Below are 18399 nucleotides of genomic sequence, written 5' to 3' on the forward strand. Positions count from 1 at the left end.
TCGGCGGTTTCCGCAAGTCCTCCACAGAGTTATCCACAGGGTGGTTTGCGTGGGGAAAACGGCGCACCTACGGTGAATGGGCGGATGTCGGGGGTCTCTGCTTTGCTGTCCTCCCGTACGGACGCAGCCACCACCCGACACTCGAGAGGACACCCCCATGTCGATCGCCGATATCGCCGACGACCGCCTCGGGGGCCGACGCGAGCCGGAGCGCACCCCGCCGCACGACCTGCTGGCCGAGCAGAGCGCGCTGGGCGGCATGCTCCTGTCGAAGGACGCGGTCGCCGACGTCATCGAGTCGCTGCGCGGGGCCGACTTCTACGTCCCGAAGCACGAGGTGATCTTCGAGGCGATCCTGTCACTGTACTCGCACGGCGAGCCCACCGACGTCGTCGCGGTCACCGACGAGCTCATCAAGTCGGGCGACCTGCAGCGCGCGGGCGGCGCGGACTACCTGCACTCGCTCACGTCCATCGTGCCCACCGCGGCGAACGCGGGGTACTACGCCGGCATCGTCGCCGAGCGCGCCCTGCTGCGCCGCCTGGTGGACGCCGGCACGCGCATCGTCCAGATGGGCTACGCGGGCGAGGGCGAGGCCGTCGAGCTCGTCAACAGCGCGCAGGCGGAGATCTACAACGTCACGGGCGCGGAGAAGACCGAGGACTACGTGCCGCTGTCGATCGCGGTCGACGCGGCGATGGAGGAGATCGACGCCGCGAGCGGGCGCGACGGCAGCATGACCGGCGTGCCGACCGGCTTCAGCGAGCTGGACGAGCTGACCAACGGCCTCCACGGCGGTCAGATGATCGTGGTCGCCGCGCGTCCCGCGATGGGAAAGTCGACGCTCGCGCTCGACTTCGCCCGCGCCGCCGCCATCAAGCACAACCAGCCGGCCGTGTTCTTCTCGCTCGAGATGGGCAAGGCCGAGATCGCCATGCGCCTGCTCAGCGCCGAGGGCGCCATCCCGCTGCAGAACCTCCGCAAGGGTACGCTCGACTCGCGCGACTGGACGACGGTCGCGCAGACGCGCGGGCGCATCCACGAGGCGCCGCTGTACATCGACGACAGCCCCAACATGACGCTGGTCGAGATCCGTGCCAAGTGCCGCCGGCTCAAGCAGCGCGTGGGCCTGAAGATGGTCATCATCGACTACCTGCAGCTGATGACGAGCGGCAAGCGCGTCGAGTCGCGTCAGCAGGAGGTCTCGGAGTTCTCGCGTGCGCTCAAGCTGCTCGCGAAGGAGCTGCAGGTGCCGGTCATCGCGCTCTCGCAGCTGAACCGCGGCCCCGAGCAGCGCACAGACAAGCGCCCCCAGGTCAGCGACCTGCGTGAGTCGGGCTCGATCGAGCAGGACGCCGACATGGTGATCCTGCTGCACCGCGACTCGGTCTACGACAAGGACACCCGCCCCGGCGAGGCCGACCTGATCGTCGCCAAGCACCGCAACGGCCCCACCGCGACCATCGAGGTCGCCTTCCAGGGCCACTTCTCGCGCTTCGCCGACATGGCGCCCGCGAACGACTTCGCGTAGGTGTAGGTTCCAACTGAACTTGGCAAAATCCACCGCTAATTGGCAGTCACTTGGCAGTACTGACAACTACGAAAACGAATGAAGCCCTGTCTAGACTCCTCGCGGTCGCGTCGTCAGTGCGCCGGTAGTCGTCGCGTTACAGGAGAGCTTCGTACTTGACCCGGTGATCTGATGCGACGTCGTAACTTCCGACGTCAAGGCAAAAGCCACCCGAGGAAGCTGGTTGGTCCAACCTCAGCAACGAGCATGGTGCCAATGGCGACGGCAAGTGATGCGACGGCGACCCACAGGGCACTCCGACCGAGTCTGAAGCTGTCAACGGAAGCTCCCAGAGAAGCAACGGTGGACAGGATGTCTCGAAGATCCCGGTCGGAGTCAACCAGTCTCGCAAAGTCCTTTTCCTGACGTGCACGGACCGAAGCATTGAACTCTGTTCGCGTTTCTTCGTCGCTGCCGGCCTTTCGGTTCGTTCGTCGAGATCCGCCGACTGGAGTGAAGAAGAACTTGGGGTCGCCGTCCCAAGACCAATCTCGCTCCCAGAAAGCCGTGACATCACGCCGCAAGGTCGTGAGGTCGAGACTCAAAGTAAGCAGACTTCGCCGAAGGCTACGGAGCGCTTTGGGCTTGAACTTGCCATGCTTATTCGCCGCCTCGTCTCGAATACGGGCTTGCTCACGAGCGCTGACCGAGAGGAGATCGGAGACTGCCAACATCACAAACAGGTTGTACATCCTATCCACGAGTCGATGGGCGATCGCACGATTTGGGTCGCTACCGTACCCCGCAAGGGCGTCATCGCCGAGTGCTTTCATTACAGCGTCTCGCTTGCCCCAGAGGCTCCATGTCGGTGCCTCGCCCATCGCCGGGTAGGAATCGGCGCGTGGCGGTAAGCCGAGTATGAGCTTTGGGAGATCATCAGCCAATAACTGATCCGGATAGAAGAGATCGAGTCCGAGGGCTCGCATTGCGTCTCTGCGACGAAGGGACGTGTCTCGAGAGACGTTCGGGGGTTCCGCTCTCGTCGGATCGAAATTGTCCAACAAGAGCAGATCGAGCAGCGGGTGAGGTTCTCTGTGACGCCCGAAGAATCCTGGGAGGCAGTCCATCAACCATGTACGAGCTTCCTTGTGCAGAGCTACTCTCGCAGACTGCACCTTCCAAAACGTGCCCCAGCGGCGGTCGTAAGATATCGGCCTGCGCCCGCGCGCAAATCGCATGAATGGTTCGTGCTTGGTGTGCCATGCCACATCTACTGAGTTGGAAGCTGTATCGCTGAGATGGAACTCAGCGATCACCGCCGTCAGACCGTCGCCCACCTGGATTGCCCGTAGCTGTACGGTTTCAAACACGGACGGGAGATCGGTCCGAATGCCGTCGAGAGCAAACCATGTGGATCCCTTTCGGACTAGAGAAGCCATTCGCCACCAAGTTGTGCCGGTGCCCGATCGGGCGCGTGCGAGTGTTTCTTGGTTGCCCGCATCTGCACCTCCCAGCGGTCGTTGCTTGTCCCAGCCGTTTCGCGCAATTGATCGCTGAAGGGCGGGCAGGTCGGCTGGTGGGAAAAGTTCGACGGCCCAGATCCCAGCCACGTTCACGTGATCGTTGGTCGGAACGCGCACGCTGTGCATCCAGTTATCGAGTGGCCAGGTGAAGTTCCGATCGTGCTCATTGAAAGGGATTAGGTAGTTGATCCCTTTGTTCCACGTGCTCAGCAGCCTCGCCGGCTGAATCTTCCGCCGCCACCCTGAAGAGAGCCAGATAAGCGTCCTGTACGGCGGGTCGTACCAACGCCTTCCTTCTCCCAGGGACGGGACAAGGTCGTATGCCGCTTCGATGTCGTCGGATACAGTGACGTCGCTATCCGCGCGAGACTTGGCTGATTTCCGCCGAGGTTGACGGTACTTCTCTCGCGTGCCCCAGTCGCGACTCAACGGCGTCTTCGGCGCACTCGTCATCTGCGTGCCTTGCGGACGGGTCTGCCAGAACCGGCAATGTCGTCGTCAGTGAGCGGTACCACGATCGAACCGTACATCATCGCCCATCGAGTCGAGAGGCTCAGATAACGCTTCAAGGACCTGGTGCTGGTTGCGATTCGGGACGGAGTCGCTTTCAGGGGCCAGGTTGTGCTCGCCGCGGTGAGACTAGCGGCACCGATGCTTCATCAGTAATGAAGATATCGGCTCGCCCGCTCTTGCCGAGGTTTCCACTGGGCTGGGTTGGACGGTTCGTTGGCGGGCCCAGGCGACTCGATTACACAGGTTCGGTGGTCTGAGAGCCGGCGGCTTCGACTTTCGCGAGTACTGTCATACATCGGCGATAGCCTTTGGGAATGGGTGGCGTGGAGAACGGTCCGATCGTCTTGGACAACCGCTTTGTGCTTCCGCGTGACGAGCTGAACTCCGGAGGCCACGCGCGACTCTTCAAGGCGTATGACAACGAGACCGGGGCGCACGTAGCAGTAAAGCTGTTCGCGCCCGTTACCCATGTTGACCCGCGGACGTTGGAACTCTCGTGGAGCAACGAGCTCGACGTATACAGCCGGCTCGAGGCGCACCCCAATCTGTTGCAGGTGGTCGGGTTCGGCACTCCCTCTGATGGCGCGCCGTGGATTGCGTTCGAGTGGTGCGGCGAGGACCTCGGCGCTGTAGTGGCGCGCGAGGCTCCGAGCTGGGAACAGCTTCGACCCATTGCGTTGGAGATTCTCGCTGGGTTGAGTGTCTTGCACGCGAAAGGGTGGGTGCATCGAGACCTGAAGCCCGGCAACGTGCTGGTGGACGGTGAACAGGTGAAGCTGGCGGACTTCGGCACGATGCGATACCGGGAGGTGACGAGCTTCGGGAAGACGATGAGCCAACTTGGCACGCGCCCCTATTGTCCTCCGGAGTCGGGAACCGAGAACCCGCTTCCCGCGTACGACGTCTACTCGTTCGCTGTACTGGTGATCTGCTGCTTGTTGGGTGATTTCGAACTGACCGGCACCACCCCCGCCGCTGCGCTGGGCCGGGTGGCGGTGCCGGAACCCATCCGGCTGCTGCTGGCCAGATGCTTGAGCGACGAGGAGGAGCAACGGCCCGGGAGCGCCGGAGTGGTGCTCGCCGAGATCAAGCAGATCGCCAAGGGCGAAGCAGTCGCGCAGGATGTCCCGGAGATCGGGATCCACCTGCCCGTCAACGTGACCCAGATCTTCCGTGACGTCACCCTCGCCGAGACAGCCGGCTTCGAAGAGTTCCGTCGCGAGTTCGGGCCCGGGGTCTGTCTCGTCCGTGACCCGAAGTCGGTGGACAAGCAGGGCCTTCTGCTCGTCGGGCAGTCGCTGTTGGCCGCAGTCGCACCGCACGAGTCACGCGCCGGTTCAATCTTCGTGAAGCACGTGTGGCGGCCACCAGTCGCGCACCTCGAGCGTTTGCGCAAGCGCGGCGTCGGGGCAACGATCCGCTGGGTCGCGACGCCGATGCGCGCGCTGGAAGCAGATGCCGCGATCAGCGAACTCCTTCGAGTCCTCGCGGAACGCGAAGCAGCCCACCCTGAGCAGCACACCCGTGTGGAGGTCCACGACCGATGGGAAAGGGTCCTTGACGCGAAGTTCGCGATCGCGCGTGAGCGAGGCAAGGACGTCGCCTATTCTGCGCTGCGGGTTGAGGGCGCTCGGGTGTACTTGACCACTACTGACCGCTCCGCGGACCCTCAACTGGGAGAGCTGCGGGTGATCCGCAGCACGACGGGACGGTTCGTGCGTGGCGAGGTAGAAGCGATCGAAGGCAACGCGGTCGTGTTCTACGTGAACGAGGGGAACCCGGACGACCTGCCACGCAAGGGCGTGCTGGCTGTCGACGCGGAACGCACGGTCTCGAAGCTGCGGCGGGAGCAGGACGCGGTCCGTCGCGTCTTCGAAGGGCGCGCAGTTCGAGCCGACCTCAAGGACATTCTGAGCAACCCTGCCGTGAACCCGCTCCCCACCGAATACCACGTGGAGGAGTTCGTCCAAGACCACCTGGATGACGCCAAACGCAACGCTGTCGCGTCAGTGCTCGGCGCGCAGGGAATCAGCCTGGTGAAAGGGCCTCCGGGCACGGGGAAGACCACGCTCATCGCAGAACTCGTCGCGCAACAGCTGCGGATCAAGCCGGACGCGCAAATCCTGCTCGCGTCGCAGACGCACATCGCCCTGGATCACGCGCTCAGCAAGGTGGCGAAGGTGACCCCGACGGCCTCCGTGCTGCGGATCGGATCGCCGGACCAGCTCTCGGCGAGATCCGAAGCATGGACCGTCCCGTCCCAGCTCGACGCTTGGCGGGCAGAAACCGAGGAAACCGTCACCGCATTCGTGCAGGAGCATCTCCAGTCCGCCGGCGTCCTCGACGTGCAGACTCGCAGCATCGCCACGCGGCTGCGAGCCCAGGTGGAGCGTCGCACTCACACAGAATCGGAGCTGGCCAAGACGGAAGCGGCACTCGGTGCGGCGCGCGAGGAACAGGAGATCACGCGGGCTGCCATCGAGAAGCTGTTCGCAGCGGTCAGCAAACTCGACACCAACCCGGCTGATACTGCAGACGTCATCGCCCGCGACCTCGGCCGCCTCACCGACGCCGTCGAGCAACTGGGAGTGGACTTGGAGCAGCGGTCGCCCGCGATCCGGCAACTGGAGGGATTGCGTGAGCGCGTCGTTCAGCTCCGTGAGCGACTCACGGAGCTGCGGGAGGACACCCAGCGTGCTGTCACGGAGCTGCGGACGGTCAGCGATCTCGCGGATGCAGCGGATGAGGAAGACATGCTGCAACGGATCGACGAATCGATGTCGGCCGACGATGAACGAGTACAGGCCCTGCAGCTTGTCGCGGAAGAATGGTTGGAGCGATTCCGTCCGACCGGCGAGTTTCGGGTTGCGCTACTGTTCCGTGCCTCGGTGGTGGCCTCTACGTGCGTCGCTCTGACCGGCTCGAAGGGCGCCGAGCGCGTGGAGTTCGACCTGTGCATCATCGACGAAGCATCCAAGGCGACTCCTACGGAACTGATGGTCCCGATGGCGAACGCCAGGCAGTGGGTACTTGTAGGCGATGAGAAGCAGCTGCCGCCGTTCCTAGACTCGTCGCTGGTCGACGCAGACTTCCTCGCGGAACGCGAGCTGACGCGCGCTGAGGTCGACGAGCGACTGTTCACCGAACTGGGTGGCGGGCTCCCCGCACAATCAGTCGCGGTGCTCAGCCACCAGCACCGGATGCATCCCGCGATCGGCAAGGTGGTCAGCGACGTGTTCTATGGCGGCGAGTTGCGTTCGAGCGCGCGAGAGGTGTCGCCGCTGGTCCAGCGAGCTCTGGGCGATGCGGTGACCTGGCGGGACACCGGACGGAAAGAAAGCGAACGGCGCTCTGGGCTGAGCTACGAGAACCGGGCTGAGGCGCGCACCATAGCAGAGCTTGTGGGGAATATCGACAACTATGCGGTGCTGCTCGGTCTCGACGAGGTGGAGGTCGCGGTGATCGCTGGGTACGCGGCGCAGGTGCGCACGTTGCAGGAAGTGCTCAGTAGCACGAAATCGAAGCTCAAGGTGGTGCGGGTCAAGGCTGCGACCATCGATTCGTACCAGGGCCAAGAAGCGGACATCTGCATCGTTTCTTTGACGCGGAGCAATCGTCGCGGTGACGTCGGATTCCTCGGCTCTCCGGAACGCTTGAACGTCGCAATCTCACGAGCACGCGACGGTCTGGTGATCGTCGGTAACCGGGCGATGGCGGACGGACCCGGTGATCGCCGGAGGTCTCGTAAGCTCGCCGAGGTGGCGCGCGCGATCACTGCTGCGGGAGGTGGCAATGGACGTTGAGGGTCGCTTGGGCGCCAACCCGGATGTGCTACTCCGACGCGATGGGTTCCGGCTACTGTCCGCGCGGAGCGCGGCGATCCCGATCTGGCGGACCGTGGTGCGGTGCCGCGTTCTGAAGAGGAGCCCGGTATCGACGTTTACTGAGTTCGTGCTGCGCGCCATCAGCGTCGGTGTCGAACGCGCCGAAGACGTCGCCCGGTTTCTCAACGTGCCGGACCGGTTGGTCGACGCGATCATCGCCGACCTGCTGTTCGACCGATACTTGACGGTTAACGCAACCGCGGACGAGGCGGTTCTGCAACTAAGTCCGACCGGCAAGACGCTGGTGAGCACGCTGGTGCAGGAGCGTGTCATCGAACGGACGGTGGCATACCTGATCGATGGCCTGTCCGGTGAACCCGTGTCGGTGAAGCGCGACCTGGTGCTGACCGCCGATGATCTCGATGACGACCCGCGACTGATCCTCAACCCAGACTCGGACATCGACATCGACTTGGGTCCTGACGACACCGCACGATTCCTCGGCGTCGACCCGGTGCGCTCGGAGCGAGAGAGCACGCTGCTGTCCGTGCTGGGGGTGGAATCGACGACCAAGCAGTACCTGGCCGCGACGGCCCTGTTGTTCGAATCTGAGACAGATCCGCAGGACCGATACTTGCGAGTGTGCATTGACGGTCGCCAGGACGAGCGAATTGAGACCCTCGTGCGTGAGCACGGACTGCTGGATTCGATGCGGTTGACGCACCGCATCGACGAGGACCGGCGCCGTGTCGATCGGCTTCTGCCGGAAGAGGTCCTAGAAGCAAGGGCTCCGGATGCCCTCATCGAGGACGCACTCGAGGAGTTGCGACGCCTGACCTCCATCACCGCCGAGAACCGGAATGAGAACGCGCTCGACGCGCGGCGTTCAAAGATCCGCACCCAGTTGGCAACCGCGCCGGTGCGGCGCCTTTCCGTGATCGAAGCCGCGGAGGACTCGGAAGTTTCGCTGCTCGCCGCCGAGCAGGGCGTTCTGATCTCCGCGTCCAGACTGTGGCCGGCCCACCGCGCCGAGCACTTCGTCGCGGTGATCCGGCAGTTGCTGCGGGCCGGGTGCCCCATCACGCTAGAAACCCCGCCGCGTCAACAGCTGTCCAAGACAGACGTGGCCACGCTGGACCGACTGTCGGGGGAGTTCCCGGATGGCGGCATCGAGTTCAGCGATACCAAGCCTGCGCACGAAGCGAGTTTCATAGTGATCGACCAGACATCGATGACCGTGTTTCCAGGAGGGCCGTTCGCTGAGTTGGCGACATTGTCCGACCGATTCGGCGACGATCGGCCCACGATCGTCCGTGGGGCAGAGCGAGTACAGGCAGTGATCGCGGCTGCTCACGCCGCAGCGCCGACGATGCGCGGACGTACTGCCGAACTATCGAGGGGAACTCCTCGGCTGAACTGAACGCGGATCGATGCGGTCGACGCGTGTCAACCGTGAAGTACCTTCGTCGAGTCGACGTCTGCAACGCGGAGAGCGGCAGGCCGGTCTTGGTCGGCGCCCAACCAAGAAGACGGCCCGGGACGCCACCCGTTGACCCGAACAGAAGAGCTCAAACCTGTCCTAATCCACGGAGGGATTCTTTTGGCCGGCTCAACCGAGGGCTCGTTCATAGGCATCCGTGTAGCTGCGGGCGAGGGAAGTATCCCGATCACCGAGCGAACGTTCAAGCCACTCTCGCTGCAGGCAGAGCGCCTCTGCGTGGAGAGCGTGAGGCGACCGTTCGAAGCGCGGAACCTTGGGCTTAGGAATCCGCCATCTCGCGTGGAATCCTGATCACGCAACCGACTGCCAAATGTCGTGGATTACGTGGTGTCCACCGCCATCTCGACGGGCAACCTACAGTAGGGCTACCCGACGGCGTCGAGCGCCCGGCGCAGGTCGCGGATGATGTCGCCGGCCTTCTCGAGGCCGATCGAGAGGCGAACGAGGCCGGGCGTGATGCCGAGGTCGAGACGCTCGGCCTCGGTGAGCTTCGCGTGGATGGTGCTGCCCGTGTGGATCGCGAGGCTGCGGACGTCGCCGATGTGGGTCATCTGGCTGACGAGCGTGAGGCTGTCGAGGAACGTGCGGGCCGCGTCGCGGCCGCCCGCCAGATCGATCGACACGATGGATCCGGCGCCGTCCGGCAGGTACTTCTGGGCGAGGGCGTGGTGCGGGCTGTCGGGGAGCCCCGGGTAGTGCACGGCGGCGACCGCCGGGTGGCCCTCCAGGGCCTCGGCGACCAGCTGCGCGTTGTGCACGTGGCGCTCCATGCGCAGCGAGAGCGTCTCGATGCCGTGCAGGAGCAGGAAGGTGCTGGTCGGCGGAACGGTCGGGCCGTACTCGAGGACGATCACCGAGCGCAGGTAGGCGCCGTAGGCCCCGGCGCCGAAGCGCTCCACGAACGACCGCTCCCCGTACGAGCCGCCCCGGGCGAGCTGCGGGAACCGGTCGGCGTGCGCCGCCCAGTCGAACCGGCCGCCGTCGACGACGGCGCCGCCGATGACGGATCCGTGGCCCGCGAGCCACTTCGACGTCGAGTGGATCACGATGTGCGCGCCCCACTCGAACGGGCGGTTCAGGTACGGGGTCGCCACGGTGTTGTCGACGACGAGGGGAACGCCGGCGCGGTCGGCCACCTCGGCGAGCCTGGCGAGGTCGGTCACCTCGCCCAGCGGGTTCGGGATGGACTCGGTGTAGATCGCCTTGGTGTTGGGCCGCACCCGCGCGAGCCACTCGTCCACGGACGCGGTCGCCTCGACCGCCTCGAACTCGAGCCCCTGGCGGCGCAGCGCGCCGCGGAACATCTCGCGCGTGCCCTCGTACAGGTTCTTGGTGGTGAGGATGTGGTCGCCCGCCGACGCGAGGGCGAACAGGGCCGCGGCGATCGCCGCCTGGCCGCTCGCCACGAGGATCGCGTCGACCCCGCCCTCCAGGTCGGCGATCCGCCGGGCCGCGACGAGGTTGGTGGGGTTGTCGCTGCGCGAGTAGGCGCGGCGCGTGCTGCGCCCCGCGAACCGCTCGACGCCGTCGTCGAAGCTCTCGAACAGGTAGCCCGCCGTCTGGTAGACGGGCGTGATCCGGGCGAACGCCTCGGCGTCGATCAGCTCGCCAGCGTGGATCTGCCGGGTCTCGAACGCGTAGCCATCCTGCGCTCCGGTGGTCGTGGTGCCTGTCATGCTGTCTCTCCGTTCCGGCCGAGCGCCGCGTCGCCCATCGCCTGCAGGGCTTCGGTGAGGATGGGGCGCGGCGTGGCGAAGACGATGCGGACGAAGTCCTCGTATCCGCGGCCGAGGAGCCGCCCCTCGGTGAGGACGACGCCGGCCTGCTGGCGGAAGAACTCGGCGGGGGCGCCGGGGAGCTCCAGCGCGCTCACGTCGATCCAGCCGATGTAGGTCGCCTCAGGCGCCCGGTACACGGCGCCGGGCAGGTGGTCGGCCACCAGGTCTCTGAGGGCCTGCCGGTTGCCGTCGAGGTAGGTCAGCACGTCGTCGAGCCACGGCTTGCCGTGCCGGTACGCGGCGGTGGAGGCGACGACGCCGAGCGAGGCGGCGCCGTGCTGCACGGCGAATCCGAACCGGCGGTAGACGGCCTGGTCCGCGTCGTTGGACGTGATCAGCTGCGCGGTCTTCAGTCCCGGGATGTTCCAGGCCTTCGACGCGCTCGTGCCGGTGACGGTGTGCGCGGCGGTGACGTCGGACAGCGACGCATACGGCGTGAACGGGGTGCCGTCGTAGCGCAGGGGCGCGTGGATCTCGTCGGCGAACACCCGCCCGCCGTGCCGGTCCACGATCGCGGCGATCGCCTCGAGCTCCTCCCGGTCGATCACCGCTCCCGTGGGGTTGTGCGGGTTGCACAGGATGAGCGTGCGCGCGCCGGCGGCGAACGCCTCCTCGATCCGCTGCAGGTCGTGACCCCAGCGGCCGTCCGTCCAGATGCCGGGCACCTCCACGACCGGATGCCCGATCGCGGGCAGGTAGGTCAGGAACGGCATGTACGCCGGGGTCGGCACGATCACCGGCGAGCCGGCGGGCGCGTACTCGGACACCGCGACGCCGAGTGCCGCCATCACGTCGGAGACCGGATGCACCCGCTCGGGATCCACGGCCCAGCCGTACTCGGCGGCCATCCACTCGGACGTGGCCTCGCCGAGCTCAGCGGCGAGGGGCGGCGAGAGGTAGCCGAGGTTCTCCTCCTCGACCGCCCGGTGCAGCGCCTCGGCGACGGGCGGGGCGATGCCGAAGTCCATCTCGGCCACCCACGCGCCGATCCGCCCGGGGTGCAGGCTCCACTTGCGGCTCTCCGGCCGGTCCAGGCGCAGCCGGGTGCGGGAGTCGAAGGGGTGCGGACATCGGGTCACGAGGGTGAGCCTACGGAGCGAGATGCGACCGGGCCCCCGCCGAGGTCATGATCCGTCATGTCCCGCCGTGTCAGCTCCCCGAGAGCTCCGCCCGGACGATCTCGGCACCCGCCGCGAGCGCCGCCATCTTGCCGCGCGCCACGTGCCGGGGCAGGGGCGCCATGCCGCAGTTCGTGCTGGGGTACAGCTTGTCCGCGTCGACGAACGGCAGCACGCTGCGGAGCGTGGCCGCCACCTCCTCGGGGGTCTCGATCGCGTCGCCCGCGACGTCGACGGCGCCGACCATCACCTTCTTGCCGCGCAGGAGCTCGATCAGCTCGACCGGCACGTGCGAGCCGTGACACTCCAGCGACACCATGTCGATCGCCGACTGCTGCAGCAGCGGGAAGGACTCCTCGTACTGGCGCCACTCGGACCCGAGCGTCGCCTTCCAGTCGTTGTTGGCCTTGATGCCGTAGCCGTAGCAGATGTGCACCACGGTCTCGCTGCGCAGCCCCTCCGCGGCGCGCTCGAGGGCCGCCACGCCCCAGTCCCGCACGTCGTCGAAGAAGACGTTGAAGGCCGGCTCGTCGAACTGGATGATGTCGACGCCCGCCGCCTCCAGCTCCCTGGCCTCCTGGTTGAGGATGCCCGCGAACTCCCACGCGAGCTCCTCGCGGCTGCCGTAGTGGCGGTCGTAGAGGGTGTCGATCATCGTCATGGGCCCGGGGAGGGCCCACTTGATGGGCCGGTCGGTCTGCGCCCGGAGGGCCTTGGCGTCCTCGACGAACACCGGCCGCTCGCGGCTCACCGCGCCGACGACCGTCGGCACGCTCGCGTCGTAGCGGTTGCGGATCCGCACCGTCTCGCGCTGCGCGAAGTCGACACCGCTGAGGTGCTCGATGAACGTGGTGACGAAGTGCTGGCGGGTCTGCTCACCGTCGCTGACGATGTCGAGCCCGGAGCGGAGCTGCTCGTCGGCTGCGAGGCTCAGCGCGTCGCGCTTGCCCTCGGCCAGCTCCGCGCCCTCGAGACGCCAGGGCGACCAGAGCTTCTCGGGCTCCGCGAGCCAGGCGGGCTTGGGCAGGCTGCCGACGATCGAGGTGGGCAGAAGCGGGTTCATCGGTGGTCCTCCGGGGTTCGTCCGGTCAGAGGGCGAGCGCCGGGGCGGCCGCCCACTGCTCGAGCAGCGTCTGGTGGGGCTTCAGGAAGTGCTCCGCGATGAACTTCCCCTGCGTGAGCGCCAGACGGCTGCGCTCCTCGCGGTCGTAGGCGATGTCCGTCGGCGAGTAGTGCGGGTTCTCCAGGCTCGGCTGGTACACCTCGCCCGCGGGGGAGTGGGCGTTGTAGATCTCCGGGCGGTAGATCTTCTGGAACGCCTCCATCGTGCTGATGGTGCCGATCAGCGCCAGGTCGGAATGGTCCTCGAGCAGGTCGCCCTCGAAGTAGAAGGCGAGCGGCGCGACCGAGCCGCGCGGCATGAAGTACCGGACCTGGAGCCCCATCTTCGCGAAGTAGCGATCGGTCAGCGAGTAGTCGCTCTGCTCGTACTCGACGCCGAGCACCGGATGCCGCTCGCCGATGCGGCGGTACGTCTTGCTGGTCGAGACGCTGATGCAGACCACCGGCGGCTGCGCGAATCGCTCGCGATACGCGGCCGACTCGACGAAGTGCCGGAAGAGCTTCCCGTGCAGCTCTCCGAAGCCGTGCGGAAGGCCGGACTGGCTCGCGCTGTGGGCCGGGAGCAGCACGCTGAAGTCGTAGTCCCGCACGTACGAGGAGAAGTTGTTCCCGGTGATGCCCGGGATCCGATCGCCGGTCGCCCGGTCCACGATCTGGACGTCGAGCATCTCGATCAGCGGCACGCCCACGCCGGAGTCGTCGGCCTCCACGTGCAGGTCCACCGAGACGATGTCGAGCTCCACGCCGTAGCGGTCCCGGTTCGGGTTGCCCTGATCCGCGAGGTCGTTGAAGCGGTCGTCGACCATCTTCAGCGCGCCCTGGAGATTCTGCCGGCGGCCCTCGCCCCGTGCGAGGTTCGCGAAGTTCGTGGTCGCGCGGGAGCCGGCCGACGGCGCGTAGTCCTCGTCGAAGCGGGTCGTGCTGATGTCGAAGGTGAACTCGGTGCCCATGTGGCCGCCTCGATTCCTGACGATGAACGGCGGGCAGGATGCCCGCGCGGTCGTCAGCCTAGGCACGGCGCCCGGCTATAGCCCCATTCGGATGCTTAAGAAAGAGACATAGTCGGACACTATGCGTAAAGTTCGACGCCGAACTCCGCGACGACGGCGCGCATCTCGGCGACGAAGCGCTCCGCCTGACCCGTGAGGGGGATCGAGCTGTGACCGATCCATCCGATCTCGATGCGCTCGTCGACGTCGAGCGGGACGGCGACGATCGACGGGTCCAGGTCGTCGGAGATGATGCCGGTCGAGATCGTGTAGCCGCCGAGGCCGATCATGAGGTTGAAGATCGTGGCCCGGTCGCTCACCCGGATGTCCTGCTTCGACGACCGGGTGGAGAGGATCTCCTCGGCGAAGTAGAAGGAGTTGTTCGTCCCCTGGTCGAACGTGAGGCGCGGCAGGTCCTCCAGGTCGTCGAGCGTGACGCTCGCGCGGGCGGCGAGCGGATTCGTCCGCGCGACGAAGATGTGCGGCGTGGCGAGGAACAGAGGCGTGAAGGCGAGGCCGGACTCGCGCAGCAGCTTGTCGATGACGTTCCGGTTGAAGTCGTTCCGGTACAGCACGCCGAGCTCGCTGCGGAGCGTGCGGACGTCCTCGATGATGTCCCACGTGCGGGTCTCGCGGAGCGTGAACGCGTACTCCGCCGCGCCCGAGGCCTTCACCATCCGGACGAACGCGTCGACGACGAACGAGTAGTGCTGGGCCGAGACGGCGAGCAGGCGGCGCGAGGGCGGACGCTCGAAGTAGCGCTGCTCGAGGAGCTCCGCCTGCTCGACGACCTGGCGGGCGTAGCGGAGGAACTCGGTGCCGTCCTCGGTGAGGGTCACGCCGCGGGCTGAGCGGGTGAAGAGGCTGTGCCCGACGCGGCGTTCGAGGTCCTTCATGGCGGCGGACATCGTGGGCTGCGAGACGTACAGCAGGTCGGCGGCCGCGCTGATGGACCCCTCGGCGGCGACCTCGACGAAGTACCGCAGCTGCTGCAGGGTGATGCCGCTCGTCGCCCCGGCGCCGTCCCGTGCCATGGTCGCAGGCTATCCGACGGGGATGGGGACGGGCCGCGTCAGGGAGCGCGGCCGGGAGGTTGGGTAACGGGGCTGAACCGCATCGGCCGTCCACGGCTCCGGGGCGGGGAGGTCTCGGTCCATGCCATACGTTGGCATGGACGGGCCCCGCGAGCCGGCGCAGCCTTCGCCGGGGGCGAGTGGCGTGAGAATGGACGTGCCGTGGCCGGGTCAGCGAGACGAGAGGAATCGAAGATGGCACCTGTGTCGTCGTCCAGGCCGCGCAAGCCCAATATCAGCGACGTCGCTCAGGTTGCCGGTGTCTCCTATCAGACCGTCTCGCGAGTGCTGAACAACGCGCCCGACGTCAGCGCCGCCACGCGCGAGCGGATCCAGCAGATCATCAAGGATCTCGGCTATCGCCGCAGCCGGACCGCTACGGCCCTCTCGACGAGCCGCTCCACCACCATCGGCATCCTCACGGACGGGTCGCCCCGATTCGGGCCTGTGGGAACGCTCATGGCGCTGGAGAAAGTCGCCAGGCAGAAGGGCTACTTCACGACGGTGGTCACCGTCGAGGAGCCCTACATGACGTCGGTTCCGAAGGCATTGGACGCTCTCGACGAGGTCGGCGTCGACGGCATCATCGTCATCGCGCCGCTCCTGTCGATGGCCGCAGAGGTGCGCAGTGCGGCGATCCATGTCCCCGTCGAGATGATCGCCGCAGGGGTCTCGTCGACTCCGAGCCTGTTCACCTATTCGGAGGATCAGGAGCTGGGCGCGCGGATGGCCACCCAGCACCTGATCGAGCTCGGTCACACCGACATCGCGCACTTCGCCGGCTCCACCGACTGGTTCGACGGCCGCGTCCGCAAGCGCGGTTGGGAGGGCGCCATGCGGGACGCCGGCCTCGAGCCGGGGCTGTGCGTCGAGGGTGACTGGAGCCCCGGCTGGGCGTATCGAACCGGCCTCCAGCTGGTGGAGGAGGGAGCCGTCCCGCGGGCCGTGTTCGCCGCCAGTGACCACACCGCGCTGGGGCTCATCCGTGCTCTGTCGGAGTCCGGAATCCGCGTCCCGGAGGACGTGAGCGTCGTCGGATTCGACGACGTGGAGGGCTCGGAGTTCTTCCTCCCGCCGCTCACCACGGTGCGGCAGGACTTCACGGCTCTCGCTCACGCGAGCATCGAGGTGCTGCTCGGGGCCATCGAGGGGCGCGAGGTGGATCGCGCACCGAGCATGCCGCTGCTGGTGCGGCGGCAGAGCGCGGCGCGCGCCCACAAGGTCTGACCCCGGATCCGCGCGGCAGCCGATCCGCCGCTTCTTGACAAAGCTTCCGTGACCGGTCACGATGGTGGTCACGCCCATTCGTGACCGGTCACGGAACCCGCGGGCGACGATCGCAACCGGGACTTACAGAGAGGTAAGAATGGTGAAGCTCGCGTACGAGGCGAATGCCTGGGGAGGAGTCGTCGGAACCCCGGGCGCCGTGACGGACATCGGCTCCGGGTTCTACGAGACGCCGGGAGATGTCGTGGAGACGCTCGGAGCCATCGCCTCGGCCGGCTACACCGGGGTGGAGCTCTTCGACGGCAATCTGCTGCATTTCGAGCACTCGGTGGACGAGTTCGCGAGGGCCGTAGAGGCCGCCGGGCTCGAGGTCGCCGGGGTGTACAGCGGGGGGCATCTGATCTACCCCGACGCGCACGAGGACGAGCTGGCCCGATTCGATCGGTCGATCCGCCTGGCTGCGGCCGCGGGTGCGCGCCACTACGTGCTGGGCGGGGGCGCCGTGCGCTCCAGCGGCCGACGCGATGCAGACTTCGAGGTGGCCGGGGCCTTCCTCGACCGGGTCGCTGAACGCGCGGAGGCCGCGGGGCTCGTCGTCAGCTACCACCCGCACCTCGGGAGCCTGGCGCAGTCGCCCGAGCAGATCGACGCCCTCTTCGCGGCGACCTCTGTCGGGATGTGCGCCGACGTGGCCCATATCGCCGCCGGCGGTGGGGACCCCGTCGACGTCATCAACCGCTATGCGGCTCGCCTGAAGTACGTCCACCTGAAGGATGTCGACCTGTCGAGCAGCGCGTTCCTGCCGCTCGGAGAGGGCGACCTCGACCTCGGCAGCATCATCGACGCCGTCGTGCTCGCCCGATACGACGACTGGATCACCGTCGAGCTGGACGGCTATCCGGGAGATCCGGCCTCGGCCGCGGAGCGGAGCCTGCGGTTCCTCACCGGCCACCAGCCCGGGTGATCCCGGCCCGGGCAGCAGTACACACCACCCCATCCCATCCAAAGGAGTATGAGCGATGAAGTTTCGAGCAGCACTCGCGGTGACCGCAGCAGTCGGTCTTGTCGCGGCACTCGCCGGCTGCACCCCGGCCGGTGAGCAGGCCTCGTCCGAGGTCGATCCGGAGATCGCGGCCGAGATCGACGCCGCGCTGGCGGAGATCACCGGCCAGGTGCTCAGCACCGGCCCGAACGGCGAGGAGCCGGAGGCCGTCGACGTCACCGAGGTCACCGACGAGCAGGCGGCGCAGGTCGCCGAACTCGGGCTGACGGCGGCGATCGTCATGCACTACGGCGGCAACGACTGGGCCAACGCCCAGATCGACGGTCTGAATGCGGAGTTCGAACGGCTCGGCATCGACGTGATCGCCACCACAGACGCTGACTTCGACCCCGCCACGCAGGTCTCGCAGATCGAGACCGTCCTGACGCAGGACCCGGACATCATCGTCTCCATTCCCACGGACCCGGTCGCCACCGCCGCCGCCTACAAGAGGGCCGCCGAACAGGGCGTGAAGCTGGTCTTCATGGACAATGTCCCCGACGGCTTCCAGGCCGGCAGGGATTACGTCTCCATGGTGTCGGCGGACAACTACGGCAACGGGGTCACCTCGGCTTACCTGCTCGCCCGTGCGCTGGGCGGCGAGGGACAGATCGGGATCATCTACCACGAGGCCGACTTCTTCGTGACGAAGCAGCGCTACGAGGGGTTCAAGGACACCATCACGGCGGAGTTCCCCGGTATCGAGATCGTCCAGGAGCAGGGGATCGCCGGGCCGGACTTCGCCGGTGACGCCCAAGGCGTAGCCAACGCGATGCTCACCAAGAACGCCGACCTGGATGGCATCTGGGCCGTGTGGGACGTCCCGGCCGAGGGCGTCATGGCCGCCGCTCGGGAGACGGGCCGCACCGACATCAAGATCGCGACCGAGGACCTGGGCACGAACGTCGCCATCGCCCTGGCGAAGGATCAGATGATCGTCGGGCTGGGCGCACAGCTGCCCTATGACCAGGGCGTCGCCGAGGCCGACCTGGCAGCGCTGAGCATCCTCGGCGAGGACGTGCCCGCATACGTGGCCCTCAGCTCGCTGCCCGTCGACCACGAGAACGTGCTCGAGGCGTGGAAGACCGTCTACCGCAGCGATCCGCCGGCATCGGTGACCGACGCGTACGTCGACTGAGCGCCGACCCTCCGGTGGGGCCGGGACGTCGGCCCCACCGG

General features: G+C 66.8%; 12 protein-coding genes. 6 read left to right on the plus strand and 6 right to left on the minus strand.

Annotated features, from left to right (window positions below):
- Window positions 1-157: 157 nt before the first annotated feature.
- A complete protein-coding gene (gene dnaB / locus ASD19_RS00615; RefSeq protein WP_055987768.1) occupies window positions 158-1531 on the plus strand; it encodes a replicative DNA helicase in 1374 nt (457 codons plus the stop codon).
- 194 nt (window positions 1532-1725) lie between these two features.
- Here the strand turns inward: dnaB and ASD19_RS14190 are convergent, their stop codons facing one another.
- The gene (locus tag ASD19_RS14190) at window positions 1726-3486 is read right to left on the minus strand and encodes a hypothetical protein (protein WP_156377053.1); all 1761 of its coding nucleotides are present in this window, start codon (window positions 3484-3486) and stop codon (window positions 1726-1728) included.
- Window positions 3487-3860: 374 nt separating this feature from the next.
- Here ASD19_RS14190 and ASD19_RS00620 point away from each other — a divergent pair, with 374 nt between their 5' ends.
- A complete protein-coding gene (locus ASD19_RS00620; RefSeq protein ID WP_055987770.1) occupies window positions 3861-7349 on the plus strand; it encodes an AAA domain-containing protein in 3489 nt (1162 codons plus the stop codon).
- A 148-nt stretch (window positions 7350-7497) separates the two neighbouring features.
- Complete coding sequence (locus ASD19_RS00625; RefSeq protein WP_156377054.1) at window positions 7498-8790, plus strand: hypothetical protein; 1293 nt, start codon at window positions 7498-7500, stop codon at window positions 8788-8790.
- 446 nt (window positions 8791-9236) lie between these two features.
- Here the strand turns inward: ASD19_RS00625 and ASD19_RS00630 are convergent, their stop codons facing one another.
- From ASD19_RS00630 to ASD19_RS00650, 5 genes are all read right to left on the minus strand, one after another.
- Window positions 9237-10547 carry an O-acetylhomoserine aminocarboxypropyltransferase/cysteine synthase family protein gene (locus ASD19_RS00630; RefSeq protein WP_055987775.1) on the minus strand — a complete coding sequence of 437 codons (1311 nt, stop codon included), beginning with the start codon at window positions 10545-10547 and terminating at the stop codon, window positions 9237-9239.
- Entirely contained in the window at window positions 10544-11728 is a 1185-nt protein-coding gene (locus tag ASD19_RS00635) for a MalY/PatB family protein (protein WP_082542875.1), read from the minus strand. Before ASD19_RS00635 ends, ASD19_RS00630 begins: the two co-directional genes overlap by 4 nt.
- A 70-nt stretch (window positions 11729-11798) precedes the next feature.
- The gene (locus ASD19_RS00640) at window positions 11799-12830 is read right to left on the minus strand and encodes a methionine synthase (protein WP_055987777.1); all 1032 of its coding nucleotides are present in this window, start codon (window positions 12828-12830) and stop codon (window positions 11799-11801) included.
- A 25-nt stretch (window positions 12831-12855) separates the two neighbouring features.
- Window positions 12856-13839, minus strand: a complete 984-nt coding sequence (locus ASD19_RS00645; RefSeq protein ID WP_055987779.1) for a putative oxygenase MesX — start codon at window positions 13837-13839, stop codon at window positions 12856-12858.
- A 119-nt stretch (window positions 13840-13958) separates the two neighbouring features.
- Complete coding sequence (locus ASD19_RS00650; protein WP_055987781.1) at window positions 13959-14912, minus strand: LysR family transcriptional regulator; 954 nt, start codon at window positions 14910-14912, stop codon at window positions 13959-13961.
- 234 nt (window positions 14913-15146) lie between these two features.
- Here ASD19_RS00650 and ASD19_RS00655 point away from each other — a divergent pair, with 234 nt between their 5' ends.
- The 3 genes from ASD19_RS00655 to ASD19_RS00665 all read left to right on the plus strand — a co-directional run bounded on the left by ASD19_RS00655 (window position 15147) and on the right by ASD19_RS00665 (window position 18358).
- Window positions 15147-16178, plus strand: a complete 1032-nt coding sequence (locus ASD19_RS00655; protein ID WP_082542876.1) for a LacI family DNA-binding transcriptional regulator — start codon at window positions 15147-15149, stop codon at window positions 16176-16178.
- A gap of 139 nt (window positions 16179-16317) precedes the next feature.
- Complete coding sequence (locus ASD19_RS00660; RefSeq protein WP_055987786.1) at window positions 16318-17142, plus strand: sugar phosphate isomerase/epimerase family protein; 825 nt, start codon at window positions 16318-16320, stop codon at window positions 17140-17142.
- 79 nt (window positions 17143-17221) lie between these two features.
- A complete protein-coding gene (locus tag ASD19_RS00665) occupies window positions 17222-18358 on the plus strand; it encodes a substrate-binding domain-containing protein (protein ID WP_235562929.1) in 1137 nt (378 codons plus the stop codon).
- The last annotated feature ends 41 nt before the right edge of the window (window positions 18359-18399 follow it).

This window comes from Microbacterium sp. Root53 (assembly GCF_001426925.1).
Classification (GTDB): domain Bacteria; phylum Actinomycetota; class Actinomycetes; order Actinomycetales; family Microbacteriaceae; genus Microbacterium.

Coding starts and splice junctions, on each gene's coding strand:
- ASD19_RS00640 (WP_055987777.1), bottom strand. CDS start 12,830: ATGAACCCGCTTCTGCCCACCTCGATCGTCGGCAGCCTGCCCAAGCCC.
- ASD19_RS00630 (WP_055987775.1), bottom strand. CDS start 10,547: ATGACAGGCACCACGACCACCGGAGCGCAGGATGGCTACGCGTTCGAG.
- ASD19_RS14190 (WP_156377053.1), bottom strand. CDS start 3,486: ATGACGAGTGCGCCGAAGACGCCGTTGAGTCGCGACTGGGGCACGCGA.
- dnaB (WP_055987768.1), top strand. CDS start 158: ATGTCGATCGCCGATATCGCCGACGACCGCCTCGGGGGCCGACGCGAG.
- ASD19_RS00650 (WP_055987781.1), bottom strand. CDS start 14,912: ATGGCACGGGACGGCGCCGGGGCGACGAGCGGCATCACCCTGCAGCAG.
- ASD19_RS00620 (WP_055987770.1), top strand. CDS start 3,861: ATGGGTGGCGTGGAGAACGGTCCGATCGTCTTGGACAACCGCTTTGTG.
- ASD19_RS00645 (WP_055987779.1), bottom strand. CDS start 13,839: ATGGGCACCGAGTTCACCTTCGACATCAGCACGACCCGCTTCGACGAG.
- ASD19_RS00660 (WP_055987786.1), top strand. CDS start 16,318: ATGGTGAAGCTCGCGTACGAGGCGAATGCCTGGGGAGGAGTCGTCGGA.
- ASD19_RS00655 (WP_082542876.1), top strand. CDS start 15,147: ATGGCACCTGTGTCGTCGTCCAGGCCGCGCAAGCCCAATATCAGCGAC.